The following is a 23,763-nucleotide window of genomic DNA, read 5'->3' on the forward strand; positions in this document are numbered from 1 at the left end:
ACTAAATAATACAATGACTAGATACCAAACGCCCTCTCAATCTTTCAGTAGTTCAGATACCCCTTTGAATTCGGGGGATTTCCAACCCGAAGACTCTTCGGATTTGGAATCACGGATGGCAAGATTAGTTGGCTTGGAAGAAGAATCTCCTTCTTCTGAAGAGGGTTCAGTTTCCATAAAACAACCATCAGTTCCTGAACCACAAGAACCACAAGAACTTCAAACGAAGCAACCCCTATCCTCCAATCCCTTTGCCAAACTAGGCGTAGTGGGGGCTGCAACTTTGGCTATGGTTGTAGTTGCTGGCACGTTTTTGACACAGTTAATGAGCGGTACCAACAATAAGCCCAGCAGTCAAAATCGCAGTTTGGTAACGCAAGCGCCACCACAGCCCAAACCAGAATCACGCATAGAGCAGCTAGAAAGAGAAAATGAAGCACTAAAATCGAAACTTGCTCTCACTGAACAAGCAGCAGCAGTCAAAGCAGCACAACAACAACTCAGAAACTTAAAACCAGAAACATCTCGAATTGCGCTCAGACCAAATCCACAGTTGGAATCGAGAGATTCTTCCAGAGACAAACCAAGGGTGATAGTACAAAGAATACCAGCACCCCCCGTCGTGCGAACTATTTACCGAGATAGAATTGTAACAGTCGATCGCCCCGTTCGAGCGCCTCAAGCTATAGCAAGAACACCTAACCCTCTACCCATCGAACTACCACCAGTTCCGCCCCCACTTGGGTCATCTGTAGAATTTACTCCACCACCAGATCCCCTTCAGGAGTGGGCAAGATTAGCAAAACTGGGTAGCTACGGTCAAGTCTCTACCCCTGATAATCAAAATACTAGTAATGCAACAATCGCTAGCAGACCTAATGAAATAGAAGCACCGCAACCTCTAGTCACTCCCAGACCGCCTGTGAGAATAACGCCTCCAGAAAATTCTACAGATAGCCTAGTAGCACAGAGGAGAACTAAAGCAACCAAATCAACAGTGGTCGGAACTAGCGCCAAGGCTACTTTGGTAAAGGGTCTATATGGAACAGTCAGTAGAGGTCGTGAGAGCAATAATAATAATAATAATCAAATATTTGTGGTGCGGTTAAGGGAAGCATTAAAAGCTGAAGATGGTTCTGTTGTCATACCAGCAAACGCAGAACTACATACTAAAGTTCGTTCTATTTCTGAAGGAGGTTTGCTGGATATTGATGTAGATAAAGTTATTTGGGAAGAAAAAAATGGCGATCGCATAGAAAAGACCGTACCGCAAGATGCATTGACAATTAGTGGTGCAGGTGGTAAGCCCCCAGTTGCAACCCAGTATACCGGTGGAGGGCCATCCATCGGACGTGATGTCATGTTATTCGCCTTGGGGGGTGCTCAAAAAGCAGCAGAGTTACCCAACCGTCCTCGGCAAAAATTGGTTCCTGTCCCAATTGTAGGAGTCAACGGGGAGAATAATGGTTCTACTTTGGTTTCCCAAACCGACTATAACGAAAACATTGCAGCCGGAATTTTAGAAGGCGGTACAAGATCTCTCATTCCCGAATTAACCCGACGCACTCAACAAGCACAATCCCAAAAAGCGCAGAGAAATAATATTTGGTGGATACCAGCAGGAACAAAAGTGGAAGTTAGAGTTGATCGAGCAACGCAATTTTAAAGACTACCAAGTTTGCTCAGATCCCCGACTTCTTAAAGAAGTCGGAGATCTTGCCGCTCCGACAAAAAACTATCAGCGTCCATCAGCGTTCATCTGCGGTTCAAAACCCAAAAACTTAGTCATGAACGACATTCCAAAAAACACCCCGCACAATCCTTATTACCTCCCTCTAGTTTCCTTCTTTTTCTCAGCTGCAACGTTATTGCTAGCAAGTAGCGCCTTAGCTAATAACGCCGTTTTGCGTTCCATATTTTCTTGCCAAGCCCAAGGTTTAGGAGGAGCAATACCCAATATCACAGTTTGGTTTCAGCAAGGGACAAACTTAAGCTTTATTCAAGCTGGAGAAACAATTAAAAAAGTTTGGTTAGATGACCCGTCGAAAGTCACATTAGATTTTGATGGTCCCATGTGCTTGCAGTCTGGTCAACAAGGCTCAGAAACAGGAGATTGTGAAAACTCAGCAGCAAGCGTCATTCACCTCAGACGAATTCAAAAACTTAACATTCCTGGGCTTCCCAACACGAACTCCTCACTTCTCACTGTGGTAACTGAAAAGCAAGGACAAAAAAAGTTGTACACCTTCCGAGTGAACTACGGAGAAGGTGCGCCCGAATATAACACCTTAGCTGTTTTTGCCGATCCCTCTTATGCTGGTGCAGGGTCTTGCGCCACAAGAAACAACAGACAAGATTATGGGAATACAAACCTCGAAAGGAGAGACAACTAATAGTTATAAAGGGATAGGATTATCAAAAATCATTGTTGCCATTAGTACTTAGCAAAATTAAATTCTAAGTAGAAATAGCAAGATTCAGCAAAAGTTTTTTAAGATTTCATAAAAAATTCATATATTTCATCAGTACTTTAAATTTAGTTTAAAAACTGTTTGCTATCTTAAGTAATTAGTTATGTACTTATTTTCTATCCGTTAACTTAAAAAATGATTATCGCACATCATGATTACAGATCGAGACTCTAGAAACTGGCAACAAGAAAGCCGTTATAGTAGTCGGGGAAGTACTTATTTGTACGCACCGATGTCGAACTTCAATGAAATGGCTGAAGTTGGTGAAACTCCCCCTTGATGTGCTGTTTTTGTATGTAAATACAATACAATAATAATTTCAACACTCACATCGTTAAATATAGAATTTTTCATATATTCAATAGATGCGATCGCGTTGAAAGAGTAATTTTTGTAACTAAATAGTTAAAGACTAGCCTGTGATATTGAACAGGTCAATACTTGCTGTCGCCTTGTAGTGATATTTTGTTGTTGATTAATTACAACAAAAGTTTGGAATAGAGGCGCATCAAGCAATTGAACTATAATCATAAAAATCCGGTTTCTTGAAATTGAGCCAACAAGACATCAAGCTTTGCAACGAAGAGAAACTGGGTTTGTTGCCCCCATTTTCACTACTGGATCGACGCTCTAGCTCTCTCAAGAGTTATTTTTTGAATTTCTCAAACGTTCTCTCAGGAATTAGACTTTATCTATTTGAAGTTTTTACATAGTTTTGTAATTTCAAAATCAGACCAAGACAGATGAGTATAAAGCTCAGTAGCTAGAATTAATTTATACAAGAATTTATAGCTGCTCATAAGTACTAAAAACAACTTTACCAAGAGTTATCTAACCATGAAAAATGAGCAAATTTTTTCAAAATCTAAGCGTTTACAAGAGCTTTTCTTAACAACTTTGTTAGGTCAGATTCCTACAATTTTCTTAGGAAAAAGGTTACGAAACATACTGTACAAGAGTATTTTTGGCAAACTAGGTAACTCTGTTTATATCCAAAACGGTGTTGAATTTATCAGCACTAGATATATCGAAATTTCGCTTACGTAAGATTTGGCAGGAGATTTATCAAGTGCAAATATTCAAATCTAATAACTTTACTGAACAAAGGCTGCGTCTTCAATACTTGGATGGCTTACGCGGACTCGCATCTCTATATGTAGTACTAGTCCACATTGACCCATTTACAGGAGAGCAATTGCCGGAATGGTTATCACTTTTTACTAAACTGTTGAGATATGGTGCATTTAGTGTAGTGGTTTTTATTGTGCTTTCTGGCTATGTTTTGATGTTGCCAGTTGTCCGTTCGCAAACCGGATTTGTTTCAGGTGGTTTGTTAAATTATATTCAACGGCGATCGCGTCGAATCTTACCTCCTTACTATACTGCCCTTGTATTGAGTTTGTTACTAGCAGTTGCTGTAGTTGCTATAGAAAAATTTACTAATTTCCGCTGGACAGAAATACCAGAAGCACCCTTTTCTCCCTACTTTGCCTGGGTTGATGTTGTTACTCACCTACTATTAATTCACAACTTTAGCTCCGATACGTACCACTCTATTAATTCTCCTATGTGGAGTGTGGCAACAGAATGGCAACTATACTTTTTGTTTCCACTTTTGTTGCTACCCATATGGAGACGTTTTGGCATAACAGTAGTAGTCATTGCAGCTTTTTTAATCGGTTTAGCACCTCTATATCTCTTTAATAGATTTATAGAAACAGCCTGTCCTTGGTTTCTTGGCATATTTGCTTTAGGGATGCTAGCAGCAGATGTTGGATTTTCTCAAAATCCAAAGTTAATCAACCTCAAAAAATCCATACCTTGGGGTATGCTGGCAGTTATTCTCACTCTGATTGCTTTTGTTACCGAATGGAGACGCTTGGGATTGGAATTCTGGGTTGGGCAAAGTTTTCTGGGTGCTGCCTCTGCCTGTCTATTTATTTGTTTTACACAACTGGTGGTAGAAGAGAAAAAGTCACCTCTTTTGTTAAGGCTATTTGAACATCCTTGGGCAATTGCACTTGGAGCTTTTTCATACAGTCTATACCTTACCCACGGTCCGGTGTTAATGCTAGTACGTCAAGTGCTTTTGAGTTGGCAAATGTCCCCGACAATGTTTGGTGTAACGTACTACATATTAAGTACAGTCATGTCGCTCTTGTTTGCCTATTTGTTTTACTTATTTGTTGAGCGACCTTTCATGTCCCATTTTTTGAAAAAGCGCAAGGTAAAAGATGCTGTGAGTAGTTGACAGAGTGAACAATGACAGTCAGGCAAATAAACTCATTGATTTAAGAATTTATTCAACTCTTCCACAGAGGAATCTATAAATTTAGGTGTAAGCGCTCTTAATTTTGGATTGTCTTGACGTTGAAGGAGGTGACGCAATAAATGTAAGCGTCGTGCAGCAATCAATGCATCTAAGCAAGATTCATTTTGCTTGGGAAGCGAGCAGATTTCTTGATAACTTTCAAGTAAAACTGTTCGCCAAACTGGGTACTCAGATCGGTTACGGAAGTAATAAAGTGTCACAGCCAAATCATAGAGATAATAACTCCAACCACAATCATCAAAATCAAATACCTGTATCTTGCCTTTATAAAACTTACAGTTTCCGTAATGTAAGTCACCATGTATAAGACCAAAGAACTCTCTGTGCTGTCTGAGATATTGCATGGAAGAGCGAATTTTTTTAGCAGATGCTTCCAGCACAGCTTGATTGCTCTGTGATACTAGCAATGTGCTTTCAATTGGCAAACTTGTAGGAAATGTTCCGAACAATCTTTCCTCATCTATTTGGGGTCGCACAAAGCCTTTTGGAACAATAAACTGCTGGCTATATTGATGCAACTGTGCCAAAAATATGCCCATCAGCATAATTGCTTTTGGACTCAGTCCAGCATCTAAAAATCGACCGGGAAGCCAACGAAAAAGAGTGCAATATCGTGCTTCTGGAACTCCCACCGCTTCTGCCATCACAAAAAGCGAACCATCACTCGCCGATACAGGTTGTGCAACTGCTAAATCAGTTTTATTTTGTAGCGACAATAACCAGAGTAATTCCGAATGAATTGAAGCAAAATCGTGTTTACCTGGTCGATAAATCCGAAGCACATACCAAAAGTCTGTTTTTTCCAATGTTTCACTTAATTTATCAGACCCTAACTCAACTTTAAATGTAGTGTTCTCGCCATGTGCCAGACATACTAAGCGGCTTTTATCTATGTTGTAGTTGAGCAAAGCAGACTGTGCTAACCGCAAGAGCCGCTTCACTTGACCACTATAGCTAAGTTCAGCAAAAGGCTTCATTTGATTTTTACGGGCAAATACCTATAGTTTAGTAAATTTTTATGAAAAACGCTGTAAGACTCGATTCCCAAAACCCCCCTTTTTCAGCTATGCAAAGGGGGATCTTTGAGAAATGAACATCACTAACTTTCTCAGCTTGTTAAATTAACTTTTGCACCTTGTCTTGAGCCATTACTTAATTCTTAGATTTTATTTTGAATCTGCAATTTCCACAGAAACCGCGTCTAACTCTGCTTCTAATTGCTCTTTCTACTCCAACCATTTTCTATTGTTTTTTGTACATACCATAGTCTTGCTTTTGGGTCTTTGACAGCATCCAGAATGCGATCGCATCCGTAATTGTAAACGTTATATTTTACTCATCCACGTCCTGGCTTACAAGGTCACTTAACGTATTCAGGCGAACAGGTGGCTTATTCGGAAGCTCAACCACAATAGTTAAATTACCGCCTATAGCATCAATGTAGTTCCTCAAAGTAGACAGCAACATATCAGACTCTCTTTCCAGGCGTGACACGTTAGATTGCGGCATTCGCAAGCTTCGTGAAATTTCCGCCTGCGTTAGCCCTGCGGCTTTTCGCAGTTCCTGCAAAGTGAGATATTCAGTTTCTAATTCTTCAGCCCGATCCTGTATCCGTTGCTTGCGCTCGTCTGGCAAATTATCCCATATACTTTGCAAAATTTTCCCTTTGGTCATTGGTTGTCCTCCTTTAACTGGGTCAAATGATTGTCGAAGCGTTCATCGGCCTTTTTGATAAGCTGCTTGTAAAACCGTTTCTCACTCACCCCAGATTTTTCGCCTGCGACAAGTAGAATTGCTTGTCGTTTCGGATCGAAGGCAAACGCAGTTCGCCACACACCGTTGTCCGCTTTAAACCTTAGCTCTTTCATGTTTGTATGCTTAGAACCATTGAGTGTGTCCACATGAGGTCTGTTTAGCTGCGGGCCGTACTTTTCCAGCATCACCACTTCTGCTAATAAAGCATCCTGCACCGCCTCGGAAAATTCCAAGAACTCTTGTGCAAATAGAGGATAAAATTCAACGTTCCAACACATACCAATACATTATCATTTATGATATATATCGTCAATGATATTATTTTGGTGTTTTTTTGTATGGCGATAGCTTTGTAAACGACATAACTTGATAGCTGGAGAGTGTCAAAAGGAAGCCATGTCAAAAAATCACTACAAGCGATTTTCCACAAACCATCCTAAACCGCCCACTCCTAACAATAACAGCGTTAACCAATCACCCCAAAACCCCCTTTTCAGCTTATGCATAGAGGGGGGATCTTTGAGGAATCAACATCACTAACTGAACCGCATTCGTGACAGGTTAAAACAATTGTAATTTTGTCAATTCATCTAAAGGAAGATATAACCGTTTTTTAGAATGATAATATTGTAAAAAGGAGGAGGGAGTTGCAAGCTAAGCTTGCAACTCCCTCCTCCTAATCTATTATCATTATTAAAGCCGGAGGCAACTTTTCAGAGGTATTCCCGTTAACAACCAGAAGTAGAACGATTTTTCAGGGTTACTTATTATTTTTTTGGTTACAGAAAAATGCCAAACTAAATAATGAAAAGTTTGTCTAAAGAGATGACTTATCGCGGTTTATACCATTTTAGTGTTGCTTATGATAAAGGTCAGGCAGATGACCCAGTTAAGTACTTTACTGCTCAAGAAAACCAGGACTTAGGTGTGGTTAAAAGTGTCCGAAAGCCAGTCTCTCAACTGGATTTGTCTCCTTTTCCCGCACCCTCTTGACAGATGTGCCATTTTCTTAACCTGTCACGAATGGGGGAAACCTAACAAATATCTGTAAATGTTGGGTTTCGTTCCTCAACCCAACCTACCCGTCTTTCGATTTGAATACCTTCCTTCATCCAACTTGCCACAATTTCCATACATCCCTCTTCATCTGCGTTCGTCTGCGTTCATCTGCGGTTCCTAAACTCTTATAAAATTACCAAAACCGATACCCTACAAACCATCCCAAACCACTCACTCCTAACAATAACGGCGTCAACCAATCACCCCAAAGCACGTATAAAGTCTTACTTTGAAGACGATATATTGTTTCTGCACGAACTTCGTAAGTATTGTGTCCCGATATCCACAATGTTCTACCGTGAGGATCGACAAAAGCAGAATATCCCGTATTTGTTGCCCGCACTGCCCATCTATCAGTTTCAATTGCCCGCATAATATCCTGTGCGTGATGCTGCGCTGGCATAGCCGCACTGTAGTGAGCATCATTAGAAGGTCCCAGTATAAACTCTCCCCCCGCCACAGCTTGACGGCGAAAATGTTCTGAAAAAGCCGATTCATAACAAATCCCAACAATAGCACGACCAAAAGGCGTGTCAAATATTTGATTTTGCTTCCCCGCCACCTGGTGTTCCTTCAAAGGTGACAAACGATCAATAATACCACCCAAAATTTCCTCAAACGGAACATATTCCCCAATCGGCACCATCTTAACTTTGCCGTAGCGACTAAAAATCACACCACTGTCCGTAACTGTAAATAAACTATTTGTATAACTACGTCCATCTCTATAAAAACCCCCAATCCAAGCAACTTTCTTTTTTTCCCGCACCGCAGCTACTAAAGAACTCGACATAATATCGTTCTGGAAAAAAGGCAAAGCCCCCTCTGGAGTCAGCACTGCATCAACACCTCGATCTACGAGGGTGATATAACCCTTGGTGTAACCTTCAATAGCACGGCGAAAACCTTCTCGAAACAGTTTAATTTCATTGGGAACATTTCCCTGAACAATCCCCACTTTTAACGCGGCTTCTGGTTTTTGAACTAAAGGACGGCTATATAAACCCAAACCAATGAGATGGAGAGAAATAAATAGTGCAGCTGCAGAAACTAAATAATTGAACCTTCTAGGCGCAGAGGTCGCAGAGAGAAGAAATTTCATTCTTTCCTCTGTATTCTCTGCGCTTCTGCGGTTTATCCATGCTTCTGCAAGCAAACCGTTTACTGCTACAATAGCCGCCGTCACTGCATTAGGTCCAGATAGTTGACCTAAATGTAAAATGACGAGATTTTGCGGACTTTGCGTGTAAGAAAGAGAACTCCACCACAACGGGCCAGCACTCCAAAGTGCTTCTAATCCACACCAGATAGCTGTGCCAATAAGAACGCGAACAAATCCATTTTGGATTTTAGATTTTGGATTTTGGATTTTGGATCGATCTATGGGGGCTTTATTTTCTCGTTTGAAGGTAACTTTAAACCAATCTAAAATCGGCAATCTAAAATCTAAAATTAAAGAAAAACAAGTTGCCCAAGTAGCAACTAATGCTGCTCCCCACAAAGTAATGAACGTCCAGCAAAATAATGCGATCGCTAAACTTGCCAACCAAGGAACCCCCATCCAAGTCATGGGATGAATTCCAGTAATCCAAGACAACGCGATTCCGTGATAACCAATACCCCAGGCTAGAGGGAGGGAGAGAGGGAGAGAGGAAGAGAGGGAGGAAGGGGGGGATGGGTTGTTTCGTTGTGCAGAATTAACAACGAGTACCCATAGGGGGGCTAGGGCAACCCATGCCAAGAACCAAGCACCAAAAGGCGCAACAGTCAACCCCATCAAAATTCCACTGAGGAGAGCAATAATGGTTTTGGATTTTGGATTTTGGATTTTGGATTTTAAATTTAATCTAAAATCTAAAATCCACAATCCAAAATTCTTACTCTGCTTCGGTTGCATCAACAGTATCGGGGGGAACTATTGCCACTCCCGTGATAACGTCATCTTCGTCAAGGCGCTGCACTCGTACCCCAGTTGCCGATCGCGATTGAATTGAAATCGCATTCACCGCCTGACGAATGATGATACCGCGACTGGTGACCATCATAATCTCCGCATCATCATTGTTAACGATATGTAAGGTTGCCAGTTGGTCTTTGATTTTGCGGTTTTTGAATTTAGTCGCCATAAGACCCTGACCGGCACGCTTTTGCAGGCGGAACTGGGAAACCGGTACGCGCTTGCCGTACCCTCCCATTGTAATCACCAACACCCACGGCTCGGTACTGCCGTTACCAGCAACTTCTACAGATTCTTCATTCACATCAACCTCAAGGAGTTCTTCCGTTTCGACATCCTCAATTTCAGCTTCTGAATCTGTGTCTGTATTTAAAGTGGCCAGAATTTCAGCTTCTGTATCTGTATCTGTGTCTGTAGTTGTAGTTAAAGTGGCTAGAATAGCTGCTGGAAGAATATCCATCCCTACCAGTTCATCTTTATCGCGCAGTTTCATGGCTTTTACCCCACGAGTCGCCCGTCCCAAAGGACGCAGTTGTGCGTGATTGCATCTAAAGTGAATTGCCATACCCCGACGCGAACCAATGATAACGCTGTCTTCCACTTTTGCCCTTCTCACCCAACGGAGTTGATCCCCTTCTTCTAAAGAGATCGCAATCAAGCCATTGGCACGAATATTACTAAAAGCTGCCAATTCAGTTTTCTTGATATAGCCGCCGTTGGTGAGCATGACCAAATATTCGTCGCGGCTAAACTCCGTAACCGGAACTATTGAGGTAATTTTTTCCTCTTTAGGAACGGGTAGCAATTGGACAATTGGTGTACCCCTGCTAGTACGAGAACTCACGGGTATTTGATAAGTTTTGAGGCAATAAACAACACCTCGCTGGCTGAAGAATAAAACACTGTCATGGTCGCAGCAAGTGAGGAAATGCTCAACACCATCATCTTCTTTCATCTTTGCTGCGGCTTTGCCTCTAGTCGCACGGCTTTGCGCTTCAAAGGTGTTGACTGGCATCCGTTTGATGTAGCCTTGTTCGGTCACTAAAATGACAACCTTTTCATTGGCAATCAAGTCCCGGTCATCTATTTCCCCTTCCAAAGGCGAAATCACTGTACGGCGGGGCGTTGTGTATTTCGCTTTGAGCAGCTTAATCTCGTTCTCAATAATTTCCAGAATTCGCTCTCGACGTGCGAGAATATCGCGCAAATCAGTAATGAGGGCTTGTAATTCTTCGTGTTCCAAGCGAATTTTATCTGCTTCTAAGGCTGTCAAACGCCGCAGTTGCATCTGCAAAATCGCATCTGCTTGAGCTTCAGAGAGTCCGTAGGTTGTGATTAACTCTCCTTTTGCTGTAGGCGCATCAGGTGCATGGCGAATTAAGTTAATAATTTGATCTAAGTGAGATAGGGCAATCAATAACCCTTGCAAAATATGGTCGCGTTCCTCAGCTTTCCGCAGTTCATATTGCGTGCGTCTGATAATGGATTCTATGCGGAAATCTAGGAAGACTTGCAAAAATTGCTTAAGGGTGATAACCTGAGGTTCGCCATTGACAATCGCCAACATATTCGCCCCAAAGTTGGCTTGTATTGGCGTTTGTTTGTAGAGATTGTTCAGGACAACCCTGGGATAAGCATCGCGCTTGAGTTCAATCACGATTCGCATTCCATCGCGATCGCTTTCATCTCGAATATCTGCAATTCCCTCTATTTTCTTGTCATTCACCAACTCAGCTATTTTTTCAATCAGTGCTGCTTTGTTGGTTTGGTATGGCAATTCGGTGACAATAATTGCTTCTCTATCCGGGCGTCCCCTCTGTTCTACGGTTTCTATTTGAGCTACACCGCGCATGGTGATGGAACCACGCCCCATAGTATAAGCCTCTTTAATTGGTCCTGTACCCAAAATCTGACCACCTGTGGGAAAATCAGGACCGGGAATATACTGCATCAATTGAATATCACTAATTTCTGGATTGTGAATCAGTGCTACCAATCCATCAATCAACTCACCCAAGTTATGAGGGGGAATGTTGGTTGCCATACCCACGGCAATACCAGAAGAACCATTGAGCAGCAACTGTGGAACACGTGCAGGCATGACAGTTGGTTCTTGCTGGGAACCGTCGAAGTTATTCACAAAATCGACGGTTTCTGACTCAATATCTTGTAGTAAAGCATCACTCGTTAAAGCTTGCAAGCGACATTCGGTGTATCGCATTGCCGCAGGTGGGTCATTATCTATAGAGCCGAAGTTTCCATGCCCTGCAATTAAGGGCGATCTCATGGAAAAATCCTGCGCCATCCGCACTAGAGCGTCATAGACTGCTGTGTCGCCGTGAGGGTGATATTTACCCAATACTTCCCCTACTACACGAGCGCATTTACGAAAAGGGCGATCTGCGGTCAATCCCAATTCATGCATAGCATAGAGGATACGACGATGCACAGGTTTCAGACCATCCCTGGCATCTGGCAGTGCCCGACCTACAATCACGCTCATGGCGTACTCTAAATAAGACCGGGACATTTCGTTCCCCAGATCGGTCGGGATAATCCTCTCCTGAGAGGTTGTCATAACCTAAAAAACTCCAAAAATCGCAGATTTTAGCCTTGATAGTGAAAAAAAAGCAAAATTATTCCGAATTAACGCTGAATAACTGCCATAATTTGATACAATTCTAACATATTTTGCTGTTTGCTGGCAGGAACAGTGACCAGTGACCAGTGACCAGTGACCAGTGACCAGGTCAAGCGTCATTAAATCCAAAATCCAAAATCCAAAATCCAAAATCCAAAATCCCAATTACTGGTAGCTGACCTCTGAAGATTGATTTTTGAGTTGAGATTCAATCAAGGGGACTTTAGGAGCGAGAAAAAATCCAATCAAACTGGCAAACAAAATTGGCGTGAAGGGGCTAGAATTGGTTAATTTTGACAGTAGTAAGGTTGTACTGATAGGTGTTCGCGTCACTGCTGCATTGATAGCCGCCATTGTACAAATCATGGCAAGTGTGGAATTCAATCCCGGAATTAAGCTAGCCACAGCTTTACCCAAACAAGCTCCTGTAAAAAATAGGGGGATGATAAATCCTCCGCGCCACCCGCCAGTGACAGTCACGCTAATAGATGCCATTTTTGCAAAAGCAAGCAAAAACAAGAAAACAGCCGGAAAGCTTTGATTTAGAACAACTTCTAACTCATGATGTCCAAAATAACGGGTAAGTGGTAAGACAGCCGCTAAAATACCAAGTCCCAAGCCAGCTAGTGTTGTGCGAAAATAAATGGGTCCTGGGATTTGGGCAAAAATGCGATCGCAGGCTCGAAAAATCCCCATAAAAATCCACCCAGCAATAACTCCCACAATTCCAAAGACAATAGCTATAGCAAAATCGTCAATACTGTCTACGTGATATTGCGGAAAGTGCCAGGTTGGCGCAACTCCCAAATGTGTAATTGCAGCGAAAACCAGATAACTCGCACAACTAGAAACAATAGCAGGCATTAAAGCTTCGTAATACTCAACAATGTGCTGGTGATGCAAAATTTCCAAAGCAAATATAGCACCACCAAGAGGAGCGCCAAACAAAGCAGTAAAGCCAGCAGCCATTGCAGCTAAACTCATCGACCTCACGTCTTCACCTTCGAGTCGTAAACGGTCAGCAACCCAAGTCCCAAAAGAACCTGTCACCTGTACCAGTGGCGCTTCCGGTCCAGCACTACCACCTGCTGAGATGCTGAGCAAAGAAGCCAGAATCATAGAAGGATTTTTGCGAGCATCCAAGCGTCCATTCTGAAGATGGATGTTATCAACGATCGCAGCAATTTCACCGGGATTGCCAAGAAAGTGAATGACTAAACCAATCGCTAAACCAGCGACTGGCATAATGATTAACAGACTCCAACCTTGAAATTTTTCCAGCCCGTGAATCATCAGTTCCAGTACACTCCAATACAACCCCGCAAATAAACCGCAAACAGTCCCCACAACCGCCCAGCGTAAAACCCAACGAGAAATTGTGAAGGGATTGCGTTTTATCAGTCCAAAAAGTTGACGAAAAGTCCGGCGTTGAGTTTGTCCGTGAGGAGGGCGATTGTCTGGTAGCACAAGTGATATTCCTTTCTCAACAAAACAAATGTTATGAAATCTTTATATTTACTATGCTAACGCGTGTGGCGGATAAACGAGCATTTGAATTTAAGCCCCAAGGTAGTGTGTAGCTCTTAAGGTGAAAGTCTAGGCTCAAGGTATATCAAGGTTGGAGTAAGTATCCATGTACAGCGACGAAACAACTCCCAATCAAGCTGAAAAAACAAATCCACAAACTGATGAGTCACAATTAAGCCCCGAATTGCGCGATCGCATTAAGCATCCTCCAAAAATGGACGACGTGTTGCTTTCTTTATCACCTGATGAACTCAGAGGTAACCCAGCCGTCGTACCGGAAATGATTGATGAACCAACCGACGAAACGATTGGCTTTACCAAAGAATAGTTACTACACTAATGGCTAATAGCTATTAGCCATTAGCCATTAACCATTAGCTCTATGTTGCCAGTTATTTACTCCGACGAGTTTCTAGATCATGAAACGGGGTCTTTTCATCCAGAAAAACCAGAACGTTTAACAGCAATTACGACTGCCCTCAAACAAGCTGCTTTTGCAGAACAAATTGAATGGCGATCGCCATCCTCACCAGAAACTCGACCCCTCATGTCTTTTTTGCAACAAGCGCATACTCAACGCCATATCAACAAAATTCGAGAAATTGCTCTTGCTGGTGGCGGTTATTTGGATGGAGATACCCCTGTTTCCCCCCGCAGTTACGATGTTGCTTTACTGGCAGTTAGCGCCTGGTTGGATGGAGTAGATATTGTGCTAGAAACTGGCAAACCAGCTTTTGTCCTGGCACGTCCACCAGGGCATCATGCTGTCAGTGATGAGGGGATGGGATTCTGTTTATTTTCCAATGCTGCTGTTGCTGCATTTTATGCCTTGCAAAAACCAGGAATCAATCGTGTAGCCATTCTGGACTGGGATGTCCATCATGGCAATGGCACACAAGCAATTGTCGAAGAACACCCGCAAGTTGCTTACTGTTCCTTGCATCAGTATCCCTGCTACCCAGGGACTGGAAGAGGAATAGAAAAAGGCTTTCATGATAATGTACTCAATTTACCTATGCCTCCTGGTAGTAATATGCAGGTATACCAGCCCGTATTTGAAAAAAAGGTCATACCTTTTTTGTCACAGTTTCAACCAGATTTGTTAATTGTTAGTGCTGGTTACGATGCCAATGCTGACGATCCTTTAGCAAGCATAGATTTACAGCCAAAAGATTATGGCATATTCACTGATTATTGCTTGGGAATAACTCGTAAAATTTTGTTCGGATTGGAAGGTGGTTACGATTTTGAATCCCTTTCTAAATCAGTTGTCGAAACAATTGAACACTGTTTGGTTTGAAGTGCCTCATCAAGTAATGATTTCACACCCTCATATAGAATTGGTATAAGATCTATTAGTACAAGTTCAATCAGTAATTATTACTACCAACTTGGCAAGCCACCATGAGCGAATCAGAGAAATATAAGCCTCACTCTGCGGATTACTTTAATGAAGAAAGAAACTTCTGGTGGAATCAGGATTTTCTAGAACTGATGGGAAAGCGGTGGGGATTGGAAAAAGTCAGCACCGTGCTAGATGTTGGTTGCGGAATTGGTCATTGGGGACAGATACTTGCTGATATTCTCCCCCTAAATGCCAAGGTAACAGGAATCGATAAGGAAGCGCAATGGGTAGAACAAGCTAGTGAAAGGGCGAAAGCGTTGATGGATGCTTGTATCAGGTAAATAAGCATAAAGACTCATTAAGTCCGCCTTTTTTCTTTCTTGTGGTATCGTTGTAATTATGAGAGATACAAAAATTACGTTTTGGTTATCTGAACCGCACTGCTCACAGCTTGAGAGGATGTTTTAAAAGTCCGAGAAAGTATAATTTTGTCATTCTGTTAGCGCAGCGTGTCCAGAGGGCAGTGGAGCGACGAAACGGAACGCTGTGTTCAACATGACATAGAACAACCCTTTTAAAACATCCTCTGATATATTTATGACCGAGATTTCTATCCATCACTTATTTAATCATCCAGATTGTATTCAGCAGGTTGCAACCTGGATTTACACAGAGTTTTGGGCAGATAAAACTGGATACACCGTAGAAACCTTCGAGCGACTTTTACGCCAAGCAAGCGATGCAGCCCAGATTCCTCTCTCTCTACTGGCTTTAGTAGAAGGACAGCCTGCTGGAACCATAAACCTGATCGCAAACGATGATGAACATCGTCCTCACCTATACCCCTGGCTGGCAGCACTGTTTGTCTTACCTCAGTACCGAGGGTGTGGAGTTGGAACCAGTCTCGTTCGAGCACTTTTGTATGAAGCAAAACAACTAGGCTTCTCAGAAATGTTTCTTGGCACAGATCAACCGGGCTTCTACTGCCAATTCGGAGCAGAATTCTACGAGCAAGCAAATGAAACGCTCTGTATCATGCGGCTTCCCGTTCCTGGGTAGGTTTGGAATCCTTGTGAGGTGGACAAAGAAGTGGACAAAGAAATAGAATTGGACGTGATGCATAGGTGCTGGAAACCCCAATTCACTCGCGTCTCAAGGCATTCTTGGAAGCACCTATTTCGATCTTCTGGTGCTGGTCAGAGGCTACAAGACGCTACGCACTTCAGTTAGGGCTTGTGGAGAATCACAGGGAAGAAGGACTCAAGGATTACATAGTTGAGGATCGGCTCAAGCGACAAAAAGAAATTGTTAGAGATTGCCTTTGGCGTGCCATGCTCGCGATCGCTAGCTATCCTTCAGAGCGTACCAAGTCGTGTAAGACCAAAAAAAATCGTCTAGATCGCCTAGTTCGTACAGATGTAAAAATGGCGATTGGCGAAGAAATGCCTCTATTTCATACTTTGTATGAAGGCAAATTGGTCTAATGGATGGCATATTTTTGTCTTGAACTCTACATATTTTTTAACAAAACCTTTGTTGACTCTGCATATATTTCTTTACAGATATCTAGAAGAGAAAAACTTTACGAATTACTGATAGTGAGTTATACAAGAATGAAAAATAGTACATCAGTAACAATGTTTACACAAACTAGAAAATATCGCATTGGTGGTTATCGTCCTGGCAAGAAATCAGAAGACGCTAAAATTCACCACACAGATCGTTTTGATAGCGATCGCTTACCGCCGAAAGTTGACCTGCGTAAATACATGACCGAAGTGGAAGAGCAGGTTGGTAATAGCTGTGTTGCAAATGCATTTGTAGGTGCTTATGAATACCTTGCTCAACGAGATTTAGGCGAATCTGGTGATGTGAGCCGTTTATTTGTTTACTATAACGCCCGCTCTCTTAATGGCAACGAACAAGAAGATCGCGGGACACAAATGGAACTTGCCATCAAAGCTCTAACCGACTATGGAGCGTGCTGTGAGGACATTTGGCCCAATGATGAGGAGCTGATTTTCCAAGAACCAGACAGTTCTGCTTACGAACATGCGGCAAATTTCAAAATAGAAGAAGCTGAGTTTATTGAAACTGACCTTGACTTGTGGAAACATACCTTAGCAGAAGGTTATCCCATTGCTTTTGCCCTGAACACGTTTGAGTCTTTTGATGATGCCACACGCAATCGGGGACGCGTACCTTTGCCCAAGAAATCAGATAATGTACGCTCCACCCACGGATGGCATGCAATGCTCTGTGTTGGCTACTCTGACAAAGACCGCGTGTTTATCGTGCGTAATTCTTGGGGTTCGGAATGGGGCGATAAGCCGGGTACGGCTTGCGCTTCGCGATCGCGGATATTGTTACATCCCTTACAATTATGTCATCCATCAGGAGTATAATGGTCACGACTCATGGATCATTAAATCTGTCAGCGACCTTGACTTTAGTGCTGGGGTTTGGGAAGAAGACGAATCGTTCTTTGCTGACGAAAATTCCCTGTTGCTTTTCGACTTCTACGTTACCACTGAAGACCCAGAGGGTTTTATTGAGGTTTTAGACGAACTCTGTATGAGCTACGTCGAAAGCGAGGAAGATTATTATTTTGACTACGAATATGAAGAACAGGAAGATGAAGAAAGCTATATTGTTAATATTCTTAACTTTGACTTGACAATAGAGGATAGCAGCGAATTTCTTGAGGAGCTAGATGCACTCTGCGAAAACTATGCGATCGACGGCGATTATGATTACAGTCTAGATGGTGACTACCATTAGAAGGTATTGAGCCATGAGAATTCCACAAAAACGACCACCTACACATCCGGGCGAAATATTACTTAAGGATTTCCTAGAACCAACGGAAGTATCACAACGCGAACTGGCAGATGCACTTCATGTTCCTTATCAAAGGATTAACGAGCTAGTAAACGAAAAGCGCGGTATCACGCCAAGTACAGCACTCCGACTATCAAGGTTTTTTGGAAACAGCCCAGACTTTTGGTTGAACTTGCAACAGAATTGGGAACTGTATCATGCACTCAAGGAAGAAGAAGAAGACCTCCAAACTATTGCACGCTTCAACAGAAAGGACGAAGAGATAAGAATTTGAATTGGTTAGTAGTTAGTAGTTAGTAGTTAATTCTTGTACCACTAACAACTAACAACTAACAAGTATCTATTTAAGCTTCCTCAATCTCTAGTCGAGCTGCTGTCACTGCATCGAAAGCAAAAGCCAAAACAAGAGGCATTGGACATTTCAACACATAGGTAGAAATAACTGCTGCGATCGTACCTACTACTGCTGATACAGACCAAAACTTCTCGTCCAAAGTCATTCCCTTTTGACTTTTAATCAATCTTAATACTTTAGTTGGAATGGGTTCGGGCATGACTGCACCGGGTGGAAAAGCCCAGTAGTTATTACGCCGCTCCTCAAATAAATCTGTCCAGCCGTTGTCCTGGCACCATTCCGCGATCCATTCCAGATGATAATGTTTCATACTCGGTCTAGGGAATTGAATTAGCATAATTGATGAATCGTTAGTCTTGAAATAGTCCTAACAAATAACCTGTTTAGTCCATAACCTAAGGATTATTTGGTTGTTGTTAAGCTTGGTTAAGAAATTAAAACATCTGTTGGAGCTTTTCTATAAAACTCACATATTCACAGACTAACAGCCGCTTGCCGATTCTTGTACGAAAAGAAAATAAACTTTACTTGAAACTTGGTAGCTCAATAATTCTTAATATTGGAGCGAGCAGTAACTTCAAAGTATCTGAAAAAAATGTGTAACGAAACCACCAGAAGGCAGAAAATGATAAAAAACTTAAAATATGATTTCCACAGTTATAGAATCATGCAAAAAGTATTAAGAACTTTCATACGAGCGCAAAGGCGCAAAGAACGCCTTAGTGACAAGTGCGACGAGGGCGCGAGCATTTATATTTAAAGATAGGCAACGCCGTACTTTTACGCTGGTCACGAAATAAAAAAAAGAGTATCAACGGGTAGAACTTCTTTGCTATTAGTGAGAGCATCCAAGGAGTCAGGATGATAAATTCCGTCTTTGACAGTAATCCACCTGTGATTCTTGTTGTTGATGATGAAAAGCCAATGCGGTTTGTGCTGCGTCAGGCTATTGAAAAAGAAGGATATTCTGTTGCTGAGGCTAGCAACGGACAACAATGTTTGGATATCTGTCAGGCACAACCGCCAGATATGGTGTTATTAGATGCTATGATGCCAGAGATGGATGGGTTTACTTGTTGCTCTCAACTGCAAATCCTTTTGGGCGATCGCTGTCCGCCAATTTTAATGATTACTGCTCTTGAAGACAAAAAGTTTGTCGCTCGCGCAATTGATGCAGGGGTAACAGGCTATCTCACAAAACCATTTGATTGGGACGTGCTGCGTCAGCGAGTCCATCGCTTGCTAGCCCACAAGTGGGTAGAAATGGAACTACAGATCGGAAAACAATAGCTACTTTGAGGGAGTAGGGAGTAGGGAGTAGGGAGTAGGGAGTAGGGAGTAGAAATGAAACTCCTGGTCACTGGTCACTGATTACTGGTCACTGGTCACTGATTACTGGTCACTGACATATCGCGGATACGCCACCCATCGTCCACACGAATCAAATCATACCTGACTCGTAATTTTTCTTTATCTGACCTTTTCATTTGACCGTTTTCATAAAATTCTGTGGCTTCAGTGACCGCTGCTTCTACTGCAGCTTGGTTTTGGGAAGTTCGATTGGTCTCCAAGGATTCTACTTTTACATCATGTTCGTATTTTCGATACCGATTCTTATCTTTTTCTCGTTGCCCCCACTGCCGCCATTTTGTTAAGGTTGGACTGACTAAAATATGCTCCAAACGGGAGAGATCGTGTTCCGAGCCAAAAGCTGTGGCTTTGATATCCAGCCAAGTCTGAACAATTTCTCTAGCTTTTTCTTCTGTCAAAGACCCGGCGGGTAGTTGTGGTTTGCTGGTGGGGTCGGGAATGGGTATTGGCGGCTGGTTGAGTTCTACTGAGACTTGCTCGCCTTTTAAGGATGCTCCGGGGGACAAAAGATTTTTGAAAAATCCAATCGTTGTTGAAATGACAAACCACAATACGACTACACTTGCTGCAGAGGCGAATATTATCCACAATAAGCGCAGTTGCGATCGCCGATTGCGTGTCCGTCTGCGGCGCGATGGAACGGGATTGTTTTCTGAAACGTACCCTAAATGAGTGGGCTGTCGTATTTGTCTCCTTGATTGGGGAGGAGCGGTGTTGACTGTACCATTTAAATTGTGATATGTCTCTCCAGGATAGTATTCGGTATTGGGCAGTGAGTTTACAGAAACTTCTGCTTGTCTGCTGACATTGCCATAAGGGCTGGGGGACGCATAACCACCGGATTGAGACAAGCGTAAATTGTCTTGCCTTTGCTCTGGTCTGATTTCTGGTTGTTCTACTAATGGTGTTCTTGTTGCTGGGAATTGCCTTGGGGTTGTTGTAGAACTGTTCTGGTGGCGACGATTTGTTTGTGCTTGAGCGGATGGCTGGGAGTAAGTACCTGCCGATTCATAAGTTGTTTCTTCTTCTGTTGGCAAGTTTTCTAAATAAGCTTGTACACCGGCATCTGAAAAATAATCTTTTAAGGAAGCTGGTTGGTCTACCAAATCTCGAAAGTGAGGGAATACGTCGTTTTGCAACCAGCGTTCTCCATACAAACACAATCCCGGTAACAAGTCTGGAGAATCATGAGAATATTCCCGAATAAAAGCTAGGGCTTCGTACTCTTGAGAGAGTTCTAAGACACGAGTGGCTTCCTCTGTTTGCCCTAAAAGCATGGCACAGAGCGACTGTTCTAAATGAACATCTTGACGCCGACTCAAGCGTATCAGTAAATGCTTTGCTTGACGAATCAATGCGGGTTGACGTTGGGCAAATCCTCTCGCCAGCGAGGCGTAAACTGCTAGATACGTTGCAACTGCTGAGGGACGCTTGCTTTCCGCTTCAAATAATTGGTGCTGTTCTGTAACTGTCAGGTAATTACGCAGTTGCTGAATAAATCGGAGAAAGTCATCAATATTTAGACCTGATTGGTCATTTCCTGAGCCATCAATGCCACCTCGCTCATCAAGAACTTTCTGTAATAATTGCAATCCTTGGGATCTTTCGATTGTATTTTCTTCAGGCAGTGCTAGCAGCTCTAAAATGCGATAAGGTCTCAATCTGTTGAGGTCAGACTGAATTTCAGATCTACCACTGGGAAACAACCCTTCCCGCGCTAGTAGTTCTTCTCCGGTTTCTAAGGAAATTGCCGCATTTTCATAGTGACCTTGCTGCCATTGCTCGCGACCTAGTTCCAAACAAGCAAGGGCAACAGTGAGAACTACATCTGGTAGTTCAACAGTGTAGTTTTCTTCGCTGTCTTCTCTATTGACGTATCGTTTGCCCGTAACATTTCTATTGATGAGGTAGGGGCGACCAAGTTTAAGGACGAGTTCGTACTCTCCCAATTCTTGCAAAATTAGGAGTGCTCCCACTAATTCGTCTTGTGCAATTTCAATGCTCAGATTGAGTGAGTCAAAATCTCTATTGCCTCGATTGGCAGTTTCAACAGCCACTGTCCTATCTTGATGGTTGTCAGAACCATAGGCTTCAGCTAAGTAGACTTTATCGTATGTTTTACGTTCTCTAGGATCTGATAAGACAACGTAAGCTTTCTCAATGAGTTTTTTTCTCGATGCGATCGCTGCAGGGGAATACTCGCGTCTTGGCAGCTGCATAATGCGATCGCCATATGCTTGCCGCAACTGTTCCTCACTTGCCGCCATCGGTATGCCTAAAATTCGGTAGTAATCTAGCGGAATTCGCACAGCCTACTTCCCCTGCAGCACGATAAACATAATTTTCCTACAGCATGACTGAGTTGTAAAAATTTATCATTATCCCAATTGAGTAACATAGCACTATAAATGTGCTCTACAGAACTTTTGCCCACGCTTCAATGATAATATTTTGCTGTTTCCGAGACAGAGTTTCTCTGTTTAAGATTATTTTTACTATTTTTCTGTAAATGTACTTGCCACCTGGTAACAAACAATAGATAATGAGTCTCGCTTTTTCTGACAGCGCTTATAGTAGTGCTGTTTTGGCAGGAATATATAGAAGTATATATTTATTCTCTTTTCCGAGTTTATAACTAAATCATTCCTGCCGTTGATTCAGATAGATTTTCTCCGACTATATGGTGAAAGAACCCCCTTTTTTATACTTTCTCCATTAGAGAGAACCGAAGTATATCACAGTTATTCTTCCATAGCAATTATCTCAAGAAAGATAACACTTTTGCTATCATTTTGTGAAATTGTTAATAAATAGGCAGAAAACTGACTATCGAGACAGCTAATTTATAGCCAACAGCTATAACAGCAGTTGCTAGTTACCAGTCATCAAATTATGTCTTCGATCGCTGTTTCGCTAGCCACTGGTTGAAATGCTATCTTGTTTAAAAGCTTACGCTGCATTTTGGCAAATTTGCTCACATAGTAACTTTAAGATTTACGACAGGAATACCAAGAAATAATGAGCCAAGAACGCACATTACCTAAATTTGATACAACAACCGTACAAATAACTAGAGACGAAGGGTTAGTATTGTACGAGGACATGATGTTGGGACGCTTGTTTGAGGACAAGTGTGCCGAAATGTACTACAGGGGCAAAATGTTTGGTTTTGTACACCTGTATAACGGTCAAGAAGCGATTTCTACTGGCGTGATCAAATCGATGCGACCAGGAGAAGATTTTGTTTGTAGTACCTACCGAGACCACGTTCATGCTTTGAGTGCGGGAGTCCCAGCAAAGGAGGTATTGGCGGAGTTATTTGGCAAAGCAACAGGATGCAGCAAAGGACGTGGTGGTTCCATGCATATGTTTTCCGCCGAACACCGTCTTTTGGGTGGGTACGCTTTTGTAGCAGAAGGGATTCCCGTAGCAGCAGGAGCAGCTTTTCAGAGCAAATACCGTCGCGAGGTCTTGGGGGATAAAAACGCCGATCAAGTGACGGCTTGCTTTTTTGGGGATGGCGCTGCCAATAACGGTCAGTTTTTTGAGACCTTAAATATGGCGGCTCTGTGGAATCTACCAATTATTTTTGTAGTAGAAAATAACAAGTGGGCGATCGGTATGGCTCACGAACGGGCGACTTCCCAACCAGAAATTTACAAGAAAGCCAGTGTGTTTAATATGGTGGGTGTGGAAGTAGACGGGATGGATATCTTAGCTGTGCGAGCAGTAGCCACCGAAGCAGTAGCCCGTGCGCGTGCGGGAGAAGGTCCCACCCTCATTGAAGCACTGACCTACCGTTTCCGGGGTCATTCCCTCGCTGACCCAGATGAAATGCGAAGCAAACAAGAAAAGGAATTTTGGTTCTCCCGAGACCCCATCAAAAAGTTTGCTGCTTATCTAGTTGAGCAAAACTTAGCTTCTAGCGAAGAACTCAAAGACATTGACCATCAGGTGCAGCAAGTCATCGACGAAGCCGTCAAATTTGCTGAAAGCAGCCCCGAACCAAGCCCAAGCGAGTTACATCGCTTTGTATTTGCAGAAGATGAATAATTGTTGGTTAGTTGTTAGTTGTTACAAAACTACTCAGGGATTAGCTAAATGGAAAG

At 42.6% G+C, this 23,763-nt stretch carries 23 protein-coding genes and 1 pseudogene; 16 read left to right on the forward strand and 8 right to left on the reverse strand.

Annotated elements, in window-relative coordinates; genetic code table 11:
- Positions 1 to 13: 13 nt before the first annotated feature.
- The 5 genes from WA1_RS44340 (at position 14) to WA1_RS44355 (ending at position 4,722) form a co-directional block, all read left to right on the forward strand.
- The gene (locus WA1_RS44340; protein ID WP_017744768.1) at positions 14 to 1,666 is read left to right on the forward strand and encodes a TrbI/VirB10 family protein; all 1,653 of its coding nucleotides are present in this window, start codon (positions 14 to 16) and stop codon (positions 1,664 to 1,666) included.
- A gap of 121 nt (positions 1,667 to 1,787) precedes the next feature.
- Positions 1,788 to 2,393 carry a hypothetical protein gene (locus WA1_RS44345; protein ID WP_051077065.1) on the forward strand — a complete coding sequence of 202 codons (606 nt, stop codon included), beginning with the start codon at positions 1,788 to 1,790 and terminating at the stop codon, positions 2,391 to 2,393.
- A gap of 229 nt (positions 2,394 to 2,622) precedes the next feature.
- Positions 2,623 to 2,751, forward strand: a complete 129-nt coding sequence (locus WA1_RS60950; protein WP_272819357.1) for a hypothetical protein — start codon at positions 2,623 to 2,625, stop codon at positions 2,749 to 2,751.
- Positions 2,752 to 3,308: 557 nt separating this feature from the next.
- On the forward strand, positions 3,309 to 3,518 hold the full coding sequence (locus WA1_RS57765) for a hypothetical protein (protein WP_017744770.1): 210 nt from the start codon (positions 3,309 to 3,311) through the stop codon (positions 3,516 to 3,518).
- A gap of 22 nt (positions 3,519 to 3,540) precedes the next feature.
- A complete protein-coding gene (locus WA1_RS44355; protein WP_017744771.1) occupies positions 3,541 to 4,722 on the forward strand; it encodes an acyltransferase family protein in 1,182 nt (393 codons plus the stop codon).
- Between the two features lie 32 nt (positions 4,723 to 4,754).
- Here WA1_RS44355 and WA1_RS44360 read toward each other — a convergent pair whose 3' ends face one another.
- The 3 genes from WA1_RS44360 to WA1_RS44370 all read right to left on the reverse strand — a co-directional run bounded on the left by WA1_RS44360 (position 4,755) and on the right by WA1_RS44370 (position 6,836).
- A complete protein-coding gene (locus WA1_RS44360; protein WP_017744772.1) occupies positions 4,755 to 5,780 on the reverse strand; it encodes a phosphotransferase enzyme family protein in 1,026 nt (341 codons plus the stop codon).
- Positions 5,781 to 6,135: 355 nt separating this feature from the next.
- Positions 6,136 to 6,477: an XRE family transcriptional regulator gene (locus WA1_RS44365; protein ID WP_017744773.1), complete on the reverse strand. Its 342-nt coding sequence runs from the start codon at positions 6,475 to 6,477 to the stop codon at positions 6,136 to 6,138.
- Positions 6,474 to 6,836, reverse strand: coding sequence for a type II toxin-antitoxin system RelE/ParE family toxin (locus WA1_RS44370; RefSeq protein WP_017744774.1), 363 nt, complete (start codon positions 6,834 to 6,836; stop codon positions 6,474 to 6,476). Before WA1_RS44370 ends, WA1_RS44365 begins: the two co-directional genes overlap by 4 nt.
- A 532-nt stretch (positions 6,837 to 7,368) precedes the next feature.
- Here WA1_RS44370 and WA1_RS44375 point away from each other — a divergent pair.
- Positions 7,369 to 7,539: pseudogene (locus WA1_RS44375) on the forward strand (IS4 family transposase); the annotation flags it as partial.
- A 211-nt stretch (positions 7,540 to 7,750) separates the two neighbouring features.
- Here the strand turns inward: WA1_RS44375 and lnt are convergent.
- From lnt to WA1_RS44395, 3 genes are all read right to left on the reverse strand, one after another.
- Positions 7,751 to 9,394 carry an apolipoprotein N-acyltransferase gene (gene lnt / locus WA1_RS44380; RefSeq protein ID WP_169886908.1) on the reverse strand — a complete coding sequence of 548 codons (1,644 nt, stop codon included), beginning with the start codon at positions 9,392 to 9,394 and terminating at the stop codon, positions 7,751 to 7,753.
- A gap of 100 nt (positions 9,395 to 9,494) precedes the next feature.
- The gene (gene gyrA, locus WA1_RS44385; protein WP_026134810.1) at positions 9,495 to 12,152 is read right to left on the reverse strand and encodes a DNA gyrase subunit A; all 2,658 of its coding nucleotides are present in this window, start codon (positions 12,150 to 12,152) and stop codon (positions 9,495 to 9,497) included.
- Positions 12,153 to 12,380: 228 nt separating this feature from the next.
- Entirely contained in the window at positions 12,381 to 13,682 is a 1,302-nt protein-coding gene (locus WA1_RS44395) for a chloride channel protein (RefSeq protein WP_017744780.1), read from the reverse strand.
- Positions 13,683 to 13,848: 166 nt separating this feature from the next.
- On the opposite strand from WA1_RS44395, the gene WA1_RS44400 reads away from it, so the two are divergent.
- The 8 genes from WA1_RS44400 (at position 13,849) to WA1_RS44430 (ending at position 18,202) form a co-directional block, all read left to right on the forward strand.
- The gene (locus WA1_RS44400; RefSeq protein ID WP_017744781.1) at positions 13,849 to 14,070 is read left to right on the forward strand and encodes a hypothetical protein; all 222 of its coding nucleotides are present in this window, start codon (positions 13,849 to 13,851) and stop codon (positions 14,068 to 14,070) included.
- A 54-nt stretch (positions 14,071 to 14,124) separates the two neighbouring features.
- On the forward strand, positions 14,125 to 15,042 hold the full coding sequence (locus tag WA1_RS44405; protein ID WP_017744782.1) for a histone deacetylase family protein: 918 nt from the start codon (positions 14,125 to 14,127) through the stop codon (positions 15,040 to 15,042).
- A 104-nt stretch (positions 15,043 to 15,146) separates the two neighbouring features.
- Positions 15,147 to 15,428, forward strand: a complete 282-nt coding sequence (locus tag WA1_RS44410) for a class I SAM-dependent methyltransferase (RefSeq protein WP_017744783.1) — start codon at positions 15,147 to 15,149, stop codon at positions 15,426 to 15,428.
- Positions 15,429 to 15,684: 256 nt separating this feature from the next.
- Positions 15,685 to 16,146 carry a GNAT family N-acetyltransferase gene (locus tag WA1_RS44415; RefSeq protein ID WP_017744784.1) on the forward strand — a complete coding sequence of 154 codons (462 nt, stop codon included), beginning with the start codon at positions 15,685 to 15,687 and terminating at the stop codon, positions 16,144 to 16,146.
- 65 nt (positions 16,147 to 16,211) lie between these two features.
- Positions 16,212 to 16,571, forward strand: a complete 360-nt coding sequence (locus tag WA1_RS57770) for a hypothetical protein (RefSeq protein WP_017744785.1) — start codon at positions 16,212 to 16,214, stop codon at positions 16,569 to 16,571.
- Positions 16,572 to 16,724: 153 nt separating this feature from the next.
- The gene (locus tag WA1_RS44425; RefSeq protein ID WP_272819358.1) at positions 16,725 to 17,492 is read left to right on the forward strand and encodes a C1 family peptidase; all 768 of its coding nucleotides are present in this window, start codon (positions 16,725 to 16,727) and stop codon (positions 17,490 to 17,492) included.
- Positions 17,493 to 17,592: 100 nt separating this feature from the next.
- Entirely contained in the window at positions 17,593 to 17,868 is a 276-nt protein-coding gene (locus WA1_RS60955) for a hypothetical protein (protein ID WP_017744786.1), read from the forward strand.
- Between the two features lie 13 nt (positions 17,869 to 17,881).
- Positions 17,882 to 18,202 carry a HigA family addiction module antitoxin gene (locus tag WA1_RS44430; protein WP_017744787.1) on the forward strand — a complete coding sequence of 107 codons (321 nt, stop codon included), beginning with the start codon at positions 17,882 to 17,884 and terminating at the stop codon, positions 18,200 to 18,202.
- A 70-nt stretch (positions 18,203 to 18,272) separates the two neighbouring features.
- Here the strand turns inward: WA1_RS44430 and WA1_RS44435 are convergent, their stop codons facing one another.
- Positions 18,273 to 18,593, reverse strand: a complete 321-nt coding sequence (locus WA1_RS44435) for a slr1957 family protein (protein WP_017744788.1) — start codon at positions 18,591 to 18,593, stop codon at positions 18,273 to 18,275.
- A 551-nt stretch (positions 18,594 to 19,144) separates the two neighbouring features.
- Between WA1_RS44435 and WA1_RS44440 the strand changes: the two genes are divergently transcribed.
- Complete coding sequence (locus WA1_RS44440) at positions 19,145 to 19,573, forward strand: response regulator (protein ID WP_017744789.1); 429 nt, start codon at positions 19,145 to 19,147, stop codon at positions 19,571 to 19,573.
- Positions 19,574 to 19,668: 95 nt separating this feature from the next.
- Here WA1_RS44440 and WA1_RS44445 read toward each other — a convergent pair whose 3' ends face one another.
- The gene (locus WA1_RS44445) at positions 19,669 to 21,963 is read right to left on the reverse strand and encodes an IMS domain-containing protein (RefSeq protein ID WP_017744790.1); all 2,295 of its coding nucleotides are present in this window, start codon (positions 21,961 to 21,963) and stop codon (positions 19,669 to 19,671) included.
- Positions 21,964 to 22,672: 709 nt separating this feature from the next.
- On the opposite strand from WA1_RS44445, the gene pdhA reads away from it, so the two are divergent.
- On the forward strand, positions 22,673 to 23,707 hold the full coding sequence (gene pdhA, locus WA1_RS44450) for a pyruvate dehydrogenase (acetyl-transferring) E1 component subunit alpha (protein WP_017744791.1): 1,035 nt from the start codon (positions 22,673 to 22,675) through the stop codon (positions 23,705 to 23,707).
- The last annotated feature ends 56 nt before the right edge of the window (positions 23,708 to 23,763 follow it).

Source organism: Scytonema hofmannii PCC 7110 (genome assembly GCF_000346485.2).
Lineage (GTDB): Bacteria > Cyanobacteriota > Cyanobacteriia > Cyanobacteriales > Nostocaceae > Scytonema > Scytonema hofmannii.

Coding starts and splice junctions, on each gene's coding strand:
- WA1_RS44340 (WP_017744768.1), top strand. CDS start 14: ATGACTAGATACCAAACGCCCTCTCAATCTTTCAGTAGTTCAGATACC.
- WA1_RS44345 (WP_051077065.1), top strand. CDS start 1,788: ATGAACGACATTCCAAAAAACACCCCGCACAATCCTTATTACCTCCCT.
- WA1_RS60950 (WP_272819357.1), top strand. CDS start 2,623: ATGATTACAGATCGAGACTCTAGAAACTGGCAACAAGAAAGCCGTTAT.
- WA1_RS57765 (WP_017744770.1), top strand. CDS start 3,309: ATGAAAAATGAGCAAATTTTTTCAAAATCTAAGCGTTTACAAGAGCTT.
- WA1_RS44360 (WP_017744772.1), bottom strand. CDS start 5,780: ATGAAGCCTTTTGCTGAACTTAGCTATAGTGGTCAAGTGAAGCGGCTC.
- WA1_RS44365 (WP_017744773.1), bottom strand. CDS start 6,477: ATGACCAAAGGGAAAATTTTGCAAAGTATATGGGATAATTTGCCAGAC.
- WA1_RS44370 (WP_017744774.1), bottom strand. CDS start 6,836: ATGTGTTGGAACGTTGAATTTTATCCTCTATTTGCACAAGAGTTCTTG.
- lnt (WP_169886908.1), bottom strand. CDS start 9,394: ATGGGGTTGACTGTTGCGCCTTTTGGTGCTTGGTTCTTGGCATGGGTT.
- gyrA (WP_026134810.1), bottom strand. CDS start 12,152: ATGACAACCTCTCAGGAGAGGATTATCCCGACCGATCTGGGGAACGAA.
- WA1_RS44400 (WP_017744781.1), top strand. CDS start 13,849: ATGTACAGCGACGAAACAACTCCCAATCAAGCTGAAAAAACAAATCCA.
- WA1_RS44405 (WP_017744782.1), top strand. CDS start 14,125: ATGTTGCCAGTTATTTACTCCGACGAGTTTCTAGATCATGAAACGGGG.
- WA1_RS44410 (WP_017744783.1), top strand. CDS start 15,147: ATGAGCGAATCAGAGAAATATAAGCCTCACTCTGCGGATTACTTTAAT.
- WA1_RS44415 (WP_017744784.1), top strand. CDS start 15,685: ATGACCGAGATTTCTATCCATCACTTATTTAATCATCCAGATTGTATT.
- WA1_RS44425 (WP_272819358.1), top strand. CDS start 16,725: ATGTTTACACAAACTAGAAAATATCGCATTGGTGGTTATCGTCCTGGC.
- WA1_RS44430 (WP_017744787.1), top strand. CDS start 17,882: ATGAGAATTCCACAAAAACGACCACCTACACATCCGGGCGAAATATTA.
- WA1_RS44435 (WP_017744788.1), bottom strand. CDS start 18,593: ATGAAACATTATCATCTGGAATGGATCGCGGAATGGTGCCAGGACAAC.
- WA1_RS44440 (WP_017744789.1), top strand. CDS start 19,145: ATGATAAATTCCGTCTTTGACAGTAATCCACCTGTGATTCTTGTTGTT.
- pdhA (WP_017744791.1), top strand. CDS start 22,673: ATGAGCCAAGAACGCACATTACCTAAATTTGATACAACAACCGTACAA.